The sequence below is a fragment of the Arthrobacter sp. FW306-04-A genome (assembly GCF_044358315.1).
In the GTDB taxonomy this organism is placed as follows: Bacteria; Actinomycetota; Actinomycetes; order Actinomycetales; family Micrococcaceae; genus Arthrobacter.
Genome location: NZ_CP084559.1, coordinates 4,055,287 through 4,067,474 on the forward strand (window position 1 = coordinate 4,055,287; position 12,188 = coordinate 4,067,474).

Here is a 12,188-nt window from a genome sequence, read left to right on the forward strand (position 1 = left end):
CCCAGAACTGCCAGCACCCCCGCTGCTAGGCGAACCAGCCAGCCCCGGTCAACCCCGCCTAGTCCATCCCGCGCAGGTCAAGCACCAACTCGGAATCGCCGTCTGGCTGCAAAACCACCGGGATCCCCCAGTCTTGCTGGTACAGGTGGCACGCGGCGTGGTCCGGGATTTCGCCGTCCTCAGTCTCGGGTCCATCACACGCGGCCGCGCGGGCCGTGATGTGGAGTATCCCCTCCGGCACATCCGCGGACAATTCCAAGGTCCGAAGCAGCCCCACGGATGTGCCGCCGCCCGAAAGCAGCAGCTCAGGCGGGGTCGAGGAGATCTTCAGCTGCGTGGGGTCGCCCCAGCGGTCGTCGAGCTTCTGGCCGGTAGGGGCCGTGAAGCGCACGGTAAGCTCCAGGTTTCCCGGTACCACCGGGCTCTTTGGCCGCTGCGTCTGGGAAGCACCCTCGTCCACCTGCTGGGCTTCCTTAGGGATGGGGACCAAAACCAGTTGGTGCTTGTTGGATTCGACCACCACCAGCAGCGGTTCGCCGCTTTCCGGGTAGACCACGACGACGTCGCTCGGCTCGGCAAGTCCCCTCGCCAAGGTGGACACCGTCTTAGTCGCGGGGTCGTAGCGCCTCACGGCGCCGTTGTAGGTGTCTGCGATGGCCACGGAACCATCAGGGAGCACTGTGACGCCCAAGGGGTGCTGCAGGCGCGCCTCGGGGGCTTTGCCGTCCCGGAAGCCGAAATCGAACAGGCCCTTACCGACGGCCGACTCAACAGTTACACCGGTTTCGCCAAGAACCAGTCGACGAAGAGCCGAAGTCTCGGAGTCGGCCACCCAGATGTTGTGGTCCGCATCCACGGCCAGCCCGGAAGGCTGGGCGAACCAGGCCTCCTCGGCAGCACCGTCAAGCAAGCCTTCAAGGCCCGAGCCAGCCAAGATGGACACCTCGCCGCTCAAAGGCTCGAAAGTGAAGATCTGGTGGGTGCCGGCCATGGCGATGACAACGCGCTGCAGCTTCTCGCTCCACACCACGTCCCACGGCGAGGATAGGGACACTCCGGTCCCGATACCCAGCACCCCGACGTCGATCGCGTCGGCCGCGAAATCAGCCGGACCGGCGTCGTGGTGTTCAGCCCAAACTCCGGCGCCGGATTCCGTCACGCGGGCCGGACCGGCGTCGAGTAGGCGCTGTACGCCGTTGCCGGCGACAGTCTGGACATAACCCGAGCTGAGCGTGACGCCGCGGAGGCGGTGGTTCACCGTGTCCGCGACCACTGCTTCGTAGCCAAGCTGCCAAGCCAGCGACGACGGAAGTACCGCCACGCCCTGCGGCTCGTTGAACTGGGCGATTTCCGCGGCGCCGTCCAGGTAGCCCTTGGTGCCCGAGCCGATGACGCGCTCCACGGTCTCAAGGTCCGGGCGCAGTTCCACAAGGCGATGGTGGCCGGAATCGACCACCAGGTAGTTGCCGTTAGCCAGCTGGGTCGCCTTGCCGGGGAAGCGCAGGGTGCCCGACGTCGGGACGGGAGCCACGTACGGACCGTCACCGCGGTGGAGCGTCCCCTTGGCTTCGTGCTCGGCTACGAGCTCCTCAAGGAGCACTGCGAGGCCGTCTGCGTGGCCCTCACCGGAGAGGTGCGCCACGATGTAGCCCTCGGGATCGACTACCACCAGGGTGGGCCAAGCGCGGGCCGTGTAGGCCTTCCACGTGGCGAGCTCGGGATCGTCCAGGACAGGGTGGTGGATTTCGTAGCGCTCCACGGCAGAGGCCAGGGCCACGGGATCGGCTTCGTGCTCGAACTTGGGAGAGTGCACGCCGACCGTCACCAGAACGTCAGAGTATTTCTCCTCAAGCGGACGCAACTCGTCCAGGACATGGAGGCAGTTGATGCAGCAGAAGGTCCAGAAGTCCAACAGCACGATTTTGCCGCGAAGAGCTTCCAGGTCCAGGGACTTCCCGCCGGTGTTGAGCCAGCCACGGCCCACGAGTTCAGAGGCGCGGACTCGCAGTTGGGTGCGTACGGTATCGCTCATCAGCGTCCTTCCAGATTGGATTTGCTTTCGGGGGGCTTGGAGCCCCGGTCAGGCAGTTTGGCATCGCGGTCTGCAAGCCGCGCAAACATATCGTTGTAAGCATTGAGATCGGCGTCATTATTCCTGTCGGCAGCACGGTCGGTGCGTTTGGTCTCACGCTCGTCCGAACGCGACCACATGACCGCGACGCCGATCGCCACCAGCAGCGTGGGGACTTCACCAATTCCCCACGCAACGGCACCGCCCATCTGCTGGTCCGCCAGGGCCGAAAGCCCCCACGTCCGGCCGAGGTTGCCGAAGTAGTCGGCAGCGAGGAGCCCGGTACCACCCATGATCGACACACCGAAGAAGGCGTGGAAGGCCATGGTGGCCAGCAGGAGAAGCAGCCTCATGGGGTACGGCGCCCGGCGCGGCAGGGGGTCCGTGCCGAGCATCGTGAGGACAAAGATGTAGCCGGTCAGCAAGAAGTGCAGGTTCATGAGCTCATGGCCCACGTGCTCGCGCATCGCCCAGCCGAACGCGTCCGAGAAGTAGAACAGGACGATCGAGCCGGCAAAGTTCGCGGCGGCAAACAGGGGGTGGGTGACAACTTGGGAAAACCTCGAGTGCACAAACACCAGCAGCCACTCACGAAGTCCACGGGAGCCATCCCCGCGCGAGCCTTCGCCGCGGGACGGCAGTGCACGCAGCGCCAAAGTCACTGGCGAGCCGAGGACCAGGAACAGCGGCGCCACCATGGTGAGTGCCATGTGGTCCACCATGTGTGCGGAGAACAGCACGCGCCCATAGACCGACGGCGGTCCGGACGTGATGAACGTCAGCACGGCCAGGCCGATGATCCAGTTGACGGTCCGGAACCAGGACCAGGAATCTCCGCGCCGGCGGACCTTCACCACGCCCAGGATGTAGCTCACCGCACCGAAGAGGGCAACGGCTACCCAGAGCCAGTCGAGCCGCCATTCCGTCAGCCAGCGGGCGGGGGTCAGCTCGGGCGGCAACTCGTAGCCGGACAAGATGAACGACGGCGAGGCATCGGGTGCGTACGTGGTGGGCTGCGGCGGCGCCGAACTGGCCAGCGCGACGGCGAGTCCCGACGTCGCGCCCATCACCAGCAGTTCCACCAAGACAAGCTGCCAAAGCACTCGGCGGGTAGTCATGGACTTTCGGCCCAGCTGCGGAATCACCCACTGGCGGTGCATGAAGCCAATGCCACCGAGCACAACCGTGGCGAGGGACTTCGCAAGGATGATCTGCCCGTAGGCGGAACCTACCAAGGCTGAGAAGCTGGTAACCCTGATGCTCGCGTTGACAACCCCCGAGGCGAAGACCAGTACGAAGGCAAAGCCTGCCAGGGCGGAAAACCGGCGGAGGGTCTGCTCCGTGATGTCCTTAGTACCCGACGCCTTGGAGCCCTGCAGAATGCCCGAGAGGACCGCGAGCATAATGATGCCGCCCACCCAGGTGGACACACCCACCAAATGGAGTCCAAGGGAGTTGATGGCGCCTTCGTGGTCGCTGGAACTCGCGGAGTGCCCGATCAATGCGCTCGGCACCAAGCCGCCCAAGGCCAAGACAAGAGTCAACGCGAGTCCTGCCAACGAGCGGACGCCGAACAGCGCCGTCGTGACAATCGCGGCGATGATGGTCACGGCGAGCCATGCCTGGCCCGTCTGGATGTCGGTCATGAAGTAGACCAGGGAGGCGGTGAATTCCGGGGTGCTGGAAAGGCTCTGGCCGGCGACGTCGGCGTACGTGAGGACAAGGACCGCGACGGCGGAAAGCGTCCATGCGGCTCCCGCCGCTGCTGCGACGGCCAAGGCACGGGTGAACGCGGGGTGCTCAGCGGCGTCGTCGCCTTTAGCTCGGGACGCGTGTTTGGGAAGGATGCCGATGGCGAAGATCAGCCCGCCGATCACGGTCGCCAAGGACACGTTGTGGACGGCTTTGGCCACCGGCAGTCCCCAGCGGACGAGCGCGCCGGGATCAGAGACCTGCCGGCCGGCCGCGGCGCCGGAGAAGATCAGTGCGGCCGCGAGGGCCAGAAAGAGGGCAGCGAAGCCGGCCAACTGCCACGGCAACCCGATCCCTTCCACGGCAGCGCCGGCCTTGGTTCCCGGCTTGGACGCGGGTGAAGGGGCGGTGGCGGGAGTTTTGGCAGATGGCACCTATCCATTGTCCGCTAACGTAGGCGGCGCGGCGAATCGACCGGGTTAAAGCAGAAAGGCGGCAACCCGGAGGTTGCCGCCTTTCCGAGGCGTTCGCCGAAGTGTCTTACTTCTTGGCGACAGCTGCCTTCAGCTTGGAGCCAGCGGTCAGCTTGACGCTGTGGCCAGCGGCAATCTGGATGGTCTCGCCGGTCTGCGGGTTGCGGCCCGTGCGGGCTGCGCGGTCGGTGCGCTCGATTGCGAGCCAGCCCGGAATGGTGATCTTTTCGCCAGCGGCGACGGAAGTCTCGAAAACTTCGAACAGTGCATCGAGCACGGAGTTGACTGCGGCCTGGCTGGTGCCAGCCTTGCCAGCTACCTCGGAAACCAGTTCGCTACGGTTCTTAGCCATTTGTGTCCTCCTGGACTTTACGATTTTGGAGCTCACACACGGCATGCGCGCGAGCCACTGTTCGAAAACTTACCAGCTTGGAGGGACGAGGCCAGCAAATTCCGCGTGTTTCCGCGCTTTTTTGACCAAATTCACCCGATTTCGGGCGCTTTTGGGGGGCAATTCCGCCGCGGGCGAACTCCCCGACCCCCGACGCTCGCTCACTTTTGGCGCCTTCCGGCCGGTCCCTCCTGCGGTTTTGGGGCCTTCCGGCCGGTCCCTCCTGCGGTTTTGGGGGCGGGGGTGCCGCTCGGTGCAGGGGCCCGCCCGTATGTGAAGGAGGGTCCGGGGCTTCCGGCGTTGATGTGAAGGAGCGTTGGTGGTGACCGGTGCGTATGTGAAGGAGGGTGCGGGGTTTCCGGCGTTGATGTGAGGGGGGTCCGGTGGTGTGGGTGTTTAAATGCGGGAGACCCCCCGACCGTGTGGTTGGGGGGTCTCGACCTGAATGGTTGTCCGGCGGTGTCCTACTCTCCCACACCCTCCCGGGTGCAGTACCATCGGCGCTGTGGGTCTTAGCTTCCGGGTTCGGAATGGGACCGGGCGTTTCCCCCACGCTATGACCGCCGTAACCCTGTTGCCCGTCCCCGCACGGGTGCGGGGTGGGAAGACTGGTTACAACATTGTGGTGTTGTTATTCAGTTGTGTCGGTTCCTGGGACAACATGGGTTTGTTGTTCGGGAACCACATAGTGGACGCAAGCAGCTGGTGTTTGTGTGGTGTAAGTTGTCGGCCTATTAGTACCGGTCAGCTTCAACAGTCTTTGGTCCTGTCTTCCACATCCGGCCTATCAACCCAGTGGTCTGGCTGGGGGCCTCTCACACACGAGGTGCATGGAAATCTCATCTTGAAGCGAGCTTCCCGCTTAGATGCTTTCAGCGGTTATCCCATCCGAACGTAGCTAATCAGCGGTGCACTTGGCAGTACAACTGACACACCAGAGGTTCGTCCGTCCCGGTCCTCTCGTACTAAGGACAGCCCTTCTCAAATTTCCTGCGCGCGCAGCGGATAGGGACCGAACTGTCTCACGACGTTCTAAACCCAGCTCGCGTACCGCTTTAATGGGCGAACAGCCCAACCCTTGGGACCTACTCCAGCCCCAGGATGCGACGAGCCGACATCGAGGTGCCAAACCATGCCGTCGATATGGACTCTTGGGCAAGATCAGCCTGTTATCCCCGAGGTACCTTTTATCCGTTGAGCGACGGCCATTCCACAATGTACCGCCGGATCACTAGTCCCGACTTTCGTCCCTGCTTGAGATGTCTCTCTCACAGTCAAGCTCCCTTGTGCACTTACACTCGACACCTGATTGCCAACCAGGCTGAGGGAACCTTTGGGCGCCTCCGTTACTTTTTAGGAGGCAACCGCCCCAGTTAAACTACCCATCAGGCACTGTCCCTGACCCGGATCACGGGCCGAAGTTAGATGTCCAAAGTGACCAGAGTGGTATTTCAACGATGACTCCACCCGAACTGGCGTCCGGGCTTCAACGTCTCCCACCTATCCTACACAAGCCACTCCGAACACCAATACCAAACTATAGTAAAGGTCTCGGGGTCTTTCCGTCCTGCTGCGCGTAACGAGCATCTTTACTCGTACTGCAATTTCGCCGAGTTTATGGTTGAGACAGCGGGGAAGTCGTTACTCCATTCGTGCAGGTCGGAACTTACCCGACAAGGAATTTCGCTACCTTAGGATGGTTATAGTTACCACCGCCGTTTACTGGGGCTTGAATTCTCAGCTTCGCCTTGCGGCTAACCGGTCCTCTTAACCTTCCAGCACCGGGCAGGAGTCAGTCCGTATACATCGTCTTGCGACTTCGCACGGACCTGTGTTTTTAGTAAACAGTCGCTTCCCCCTGGTCTCTGCGGCCCCGATCCCCTCCCACCAGCAAGTGGTGTTCAAGGTTGGGGCCCCCCTTCTCCCGAAGTTACGGGGGCATTTTGCCGAGTTCCTTAACCATAATTCTCTCGATCGCCTTGGTATTCTCTACCTGATCACCTGTGTCGGTTTGGGGTACGGGCGGCTGGGACCTCGCGTCGATGCTTTTCTAGGCAGCATAGGATCACCGGATCCCCCCTCGCGGGGGTCCCGTCAGATCTCAGGAACGTCATCAAAGACACAGCGACGGATTTGCCTATCGCTGACCCTACATCCTTAGACCGGGGCAACCATCGCCCGGCCCGGCTACCTTCCTGCGTCACACCTGTTAATACGCTTACCTCCCGGGATCAGGTCCCGCGCTCGGCCAAAACCCGCACACCACAAGGGTGCTTGGGCAGGCTCCGGGCGGTTAGTATCCCCCGCTTGGCATGGGCGGTCCTTCGCCGGTACGGGAATATCAACCCGTTGTCCATCGACTACGCCTGTCGGCCTCGCCTTAGGTCCCGACTTACCCAGGGCAGATTAGCTTGACCCTGGAACCCTTGATCATTCGGCGGACGGGTTTCTCACCCGTCTTTCGCTACTCATGCCTGCATTCTCACTCGTGTAGGCTCCACCGCTGGTTTACACCGCGACTTCACCGCCCACACGACGCTCCCCTACCACTCCAGACGACTGAACCACGAAGGCTTGTCTACTATCTGAAATCCACAACTTCGGCGGTGTACTTGAGCCCCGCTACATTGTCGGCGCGGAATCACTTGACCAGTGAGCTATTACGCACTCTTTCAAGGATGGCTGCTTCTAAGCCAACCTCCTGGTTGTCTTCGCAACTCCACATCCTTTCCCACTTAGCACACGCTTAGGGGCCTTAGTTGGTGGTCTGGGCTGTTTCCCTCTCGACTATGAAGCTTATCCCCCACAGTCTCACTGCTGCGCTCTCACTTACCGGCATTCGGAGTTTGGCTGACGTCAGTAACCTTGTAGGGCCCATCGGCCATCCAGTAGCTCTACCTCCGGCAAGAAACACGCAACGCTGCACCTAAATGCATTTCGGGGAGAACCAGCTATCACGGAGTTTGATTGGCCTTTCACCCCTACCCACAGCTCATCCCCTCCATTTTCAACTGAAGTGGGTTCGGTCCTCCACGACGTCTTACCGTCGCTTCAACCTGGCCATGGGTAGATCACTCCGCTTCGGGTCTAGATCACGCCACTACACTCGCCCTGTTCAGACTCGCTTTCGCTACGGCTACCCCACACGGGTTAACCTCGCGACGTAACACTAACTCGCAGGCTCATTCTTCAAAAGGCACGCCGTCACAACTACTAAGGCTGCTCCGACGGATTGTAAGCACACGGTTTCAGGTACTGTTTCACTCCCCTCCCGGGGTACTTTTCACCTTTCCCTCACGGTACTGGTCCGCTATCGGTCATTAGGAAGTATTTAGGCTTATCAGGTGGTCCTGACAGATTCGCACGGGGTTTCTCGGGCCCCGTGCTACTTGGGATCCTCTCCAGGCGGCACACAACATTACGGTTACGGGGCTCCCACCCTCTACGGCCGGCCTTTCAAGACCGTTCACCTATGTCCATGCTCTCACCCCACCGGTCCGGCAGAACCAGTACGGAAAGTCCCACAACCCCGCCCATGCAACGCCCGCCGGCTATCACACATGGAACGGTTTAGCCTCATCCGCGTTCGCTCGCCACTACTAACGGAATCACTCTTGTTTTCTCTTCCTGCGGGTACTGAGATGTTTCACTTCCCCGCGTTCCCCCCACGCACCCTATGTGTTCAGATGCGGGTCACCAGGCCACGCAAACGCGCCTGGCGGGGTTTCCCCATTCGGACATCCTGGGATCAACGTCCGGTTATCGACTCCCCCAGGCTTATCGCAGATTCCTACGTCCTTCTTCGGCTCCTAATGCCAAGGCATCCACCGTGTGCCCTTAAAAACTTGACCACACAAAGATCAAAAACATTCCGAGAGAACCACGGAAACCAACCACGCCGAAGCACGGCCGGATCCAGGTCCATCAAAAAGAAATTGCTGTAGACACAAACAAGCACAAAGGCCTGCCCGTGTCAGATGCTCGCGTCCACTATGTAGTTCTCAAACAACAACCCCGTACCACACCCCCCGCACCAGCCACCCCCGCAAAGGGACAACCACCACGCACAGGCAAATGCAGCCAGGAAACCGGAAACACCAAAACCCACACCCCGCACCACCCCCCGACAAAGGAGGGCCCGCGGACCATGGCCCTGTTGCCTCAGGACCCAACAGTGTGCCAAACACGGAAAACCGGGACCCCCGCCCCGCACCGTTCCAGAACACCCCTCCCGCGAAGGGAAGAACATCCGTACTAAGGGCGGAAAAGAAACCACCGGCCGCTATCTGCTGATATTCCACCCATGAGCACCCACCGCAGAACAGACGCCTGCGCAATGGGCTTTGCTTCCACCCACCCCCGGACCATCCATGCGGACAGCACAAGGGGCGATGATGGTGCTCCTTAGAAAGGAGGTGATCCAGCCGCACCTTCCGGTACGGCTACCTTGTTACGACTTAGTCCCAATCGCCGGTCCCACCTTCGACGGCTCCCCCCACAAGGGTTAGGCCACCGGCTTCGGGTGTTACCAACTTTCGTGACTTGACGGGCGGTGTGTACAAGGCCCGGGAACGTATTCACCGCAGCGTTGCTGATCTGCGATTACTAGCGACTCCGACTTCATGGGGTCGAGTTGCAGACCCCAATCCGAACTGAGACCGGCTTTTTGGGATTAGCTCCACCTCACAGTATCGCAACCCTTTGTACCGGCCATTGTAGCATGCGTGAAGCCCAAGACATAAGGGGCATGATGATTTGACGTCGTCCCCACCTTCCTCCGAGTTGACCCCGGCAGTCTCCCATGAGTCCCCACCACGACGTGCTGGCAACATGGAACGAGGGTTGCGCTCGTTGCGGGACTTAACCCAACATCTCACGACACGAGCTGACGACAACCATGCACCACCTGTAAACCGACCGCAAGCGGGGCACCTGTTTCCAGGCGTTACCGGTTCATGTCAAGCCTTGGTAAGGTTCTTCGCGTTGCATCGAATTAATCCGCATGCTCCGCCGCTTGTGCGGGCCCCCGTCAATTCCTTTGAGTTTTAGCCTTGCGGCCGTACTCCCCAGGCGGGGCACTTAATGCGTTAGCTACGGCGCGGAAAACGTGGAATGTCCCCCACACCTAGTGCCCAACGTTTACGGCATGGACTACCAGGGTATCTAATCCTGTTCGCTCCCCATGCTTTCGCTCCTCAGCGTCAGTTAATGCCCAGAGACCTGCCTTCGCCATCGGTGTTCCTCCTGATATCTGCGCATTTCACCGCTACACCAGGAATTCCAGTCTCCCCTACATCACTCTAGTCTGCCCGTACCCACTGCAGAACCGGAGTTGAGCCCCGGTCTTTCACAGCAGACGCGACAAACCGCCTACGAGCTCTTTACGCCCAATAATTCCGGATAACGCTTGCGCCCTACGTATTACCGCGGCTGCTGGCACGTAGTTAGCCGGCGCTTCTTCTGCAGGTACCGTCACCCGAAAGCTTCTTCCCTACTGAAAGAGGTTTACAACCCGAAGGCCGTCATCCCTCACGCGGCGTCGCTGCATCAGGCTTCCGCCCATTGTGCAATATTCCCCACTGCTGCCTCCCGTAGGAGTCTGGGCCGTGTCTCAGTCCCAGTGTGGCCGGTCACCCTCTCAGGCCGGCTACCCGTCGTCGCCTTGGTAGGCCATTACCCCACCAACAAGCTGATAGGCCGCGAGTCCATCCAAAACCGCAAAAGCTTTCCACCACCACCGCATGCGCGGCACGGTCATATCCGGTATTAGACCCAGTTTCCCAGGCTTATCCCAGAGTCAAGGGCAGGTTACTCACGTGTTACTCACCCGTTCGCCACTAATCCCCCCGGCAAGCCAGGGATCATCGTTCGACTTGCATGTGTTAAGCACGCCGCCAGCGTTCATCCTGAGCCAGGATCAAACTCTCCGTTGAAGTAAAACAAAAACAGACACAACCACAACCACCGGAAATAACGGCGGAACGGCTGCACAAAATTTGAAACCAGCTGTAAAAAACCAGCCCCGCACCACGAAGGTGACACGGAACCAGCCAAAACAACCAATTCATATAAAATAAATCGGTATCAACAAACTTGGCACACTATTGAGTTCTCAAACAACAGACACACCCGACACCACCCACACCCACAAAGGGCCCGGGATCGCTCCGGAGCAACTTCCCAAACTTACCAGACCTGCCCTCTCCGCACAACCCCCGAAACCGGGAACCGCCGGACAAAAACACCATCCACGACCCCCCGAAACCACACCGGAACGCAAGAAAGCGAACCAAAAAATTGGTTTCCATTTGGAAGGGAGTCTGTCGCAATTTTTCCGCATCAGCGGCGGCGACTCGAATTACTCTACACACCCCGAAGACCACAGGCAAATCCACGCCCAGAGGATCAAAAACCGCGGCAATCCGCGGCAAAAGGGACGATTCCGCGCAAAAAGAAGCCGTCGGCGTCGTCATCCGGGCCTGTGTGCTGCACCACTTAAACGGAAGCAACAGTTAAACGCAAGAAGGGCCGGCAACCAAACGGTTGCCGACCCCTCTAGTGCTTCTGGATTACCAGGAAGACTTAGTGATGCCCGGAAGCTCACCACGGTGAGCCATGTCGCGGAAGCGAACACGGGAGATACCGAACTTCTGGAAGGTACCGCGCGGGCGGCCGTCGATGATGTCGCGGTTACGCAGACGGACCGGGGAGGCGTTGCGGGGCAGCTTCTGCAGGCCGAGGCGAGCAGCTTCGCGGGCTTCGTCGGTCGAGTTGGGATCAACCAGAGCCTTCTTCAGCTCGAGGCGCTTTGCAGCATAGCGCTCAACGATGATTTTACGCTGTTCGTTCTTAGCGATCATTGACTTCTTAGCCATGTGTTTAGCGCTCCTCTCGGAATTCGACGTGCTGGCGGATTTTGGGGTCGTACTTCTTCAGGACCAGACGGTCCGGGTCGTTACGACGGTTCTTGCGAGTCACGTAGGTGTAGCCCGTGCCCGCGGTCGACTTGAGCTTGATGATCGGACGTACGTCCTTGTCCTTTGCCATTAGAGCTTCACTCCTCGTGCCAGGATTGCGGCGACGACTACGTCGATGCCACGTACGTCGATGGTCTTGATGCCACGTGCAGAGACCTGCAGGGTGACATTACGGCGCAGGGACGGAACCCAGTAGCGCTTCTTCTGGATGTTGGGGTCGAACCGACGCTTGTTGCGACGGTGCGAGTGCGAAATGCTGTGTCCAAAGCCCGGCTCGGCTCCGGTCACCTGGCAGTGTGCTGCCATGACGACTCTCCTAAAAAATAATCTGAAACGGCGAGCAGAGTTCCTGCTTCCCGTGCGACAGGCGACGTCCGCAACCAGTCCACACCGTTTTCGGTAGTTCCCGTACGCTGGACCGGCTGACTGGAATCAGTCAATGGTCACCGTTGCGGCGAAGGTAGTGGGTTCCCGGACAACAGGCCGGGATACTGGGCGAATACTGGAATGCACGTAACTTGAGCCCCTAACTACCGGCCCGCGGATGTCCCGTTGTTGCCAACAGTCACCGCCAACCGGAGCAA

General features: G+C 60.4%; 6 protein-coding genes and 3 rRNA genes. All 9 read right to left on the reverse strand.

Annotated elements, in window-relative coordinates; translation table 11 throughout:
* Nucleotides 1-58: 58 nt before the first annotated feature.
* The gene (locus tag LFT43_RS18940) at nt 59-2,032 is read right to left on the reverse strand and encodes an NHL domain-containing thioredoxin family protein (protein ID WP_395799482.1); all 1,974 of its coding nucleotides are present in this window, start codon (nt 2,030-2,032) and stop codon (nt 59-61) included.
* The gene (locus tag LFT43_RS18945; protein WP_395799484.1) at nt 2,032-4,197 is read right to left on the reverse strand and encodes a cytochrome c oxidase assembly protein; all 2,166 of its coding nucleotides are present in this window, start codon (nt 4,195-4,197) and stop codon (nt 2,032-2,034) included. The genes LFT43_RS18940 and LFT43_RS18945 overlap by 1 nt, the downstream gene beginning before the upstream one ends.
* A gap of 106 nt (nt 4,198-4,303) precedes the next feature.
* Nucleotides 4,304-4,588, reverse strand: coding sequence for an HU family DNA-binding protein (locus LFT43_RS18950; protein ID WP_184739845.1), 285 nt, complete (start codon nt 4,586-4,588; stop codon nt 4,304-4,306).
* 490 nt (nt 4,589-5,078) lie between these two features.
* A 5S ribosomal RNA gene (gene rrf / locus LFT43_RS18955) occupies nt 5,079-5,195 on the reverse strand.
* Between the two features lie 145 nt (nt 5,196-5,340).
* Nucleotides 5,341-8,478, reverse strand: a 23S ribosomal RNA gene (locus tag LFT43_RS18960).
* Nucleotides 8,479-9,035: 557 nt separating this feature from the next.
* Nucleotides 9,036-10,560: ribosomal RNA gene (locus LFT43_RS18965) — 16S ribosomal RNA — on the reverse strand.
* Together the 16S, 23S and 5S rRNA genes form the textbook arrangement of a ribosomal RNA operon.
* Nucleotides 10,561-11,196: 636 nt before the next feature.
* The gene (gene rpsN, locus LFT43_RS18970; protein WP_268020102.1) at nt 11,197-11,502 is read right to left on the reverse strand and encodes a 30S ribosomal protein S14; all 306 of its coding nucleotides are present in this window, start codon (nt 11,500-11,502) and stop codon (nt 11,197-11,199) included.
* A gap of 4 nt (nt 11,503-11,506) precedes the next feature.
* Entirely contained in the window at nt 11,507-11,674 is a 168-nt protein-coding gene (rpmG, locus tag LFT43_RS18975) for a 50S ribosomal protein L33 (RefSeq protein WP_003798558.1), read from the reverse strand.
* The gene (gene rpmB, locus LFT43_RS18980; protein WP_011693744.1) at nt 11,674-11,910 is read right to left on the reverse strand and encodes a 50S ribosomal protein L28; all 237 of its coding nucleotides are present in this window, start codon (nt 11,908-11,910) and stop codon (nt 11,674-11,676) included. The genes rpmG and rpmB overlap by 1 nt, the downstream gene beginning before the upstream one ends.
* Nucleotides 11,911-12,188: the final 278 nt, after the last annotated feature.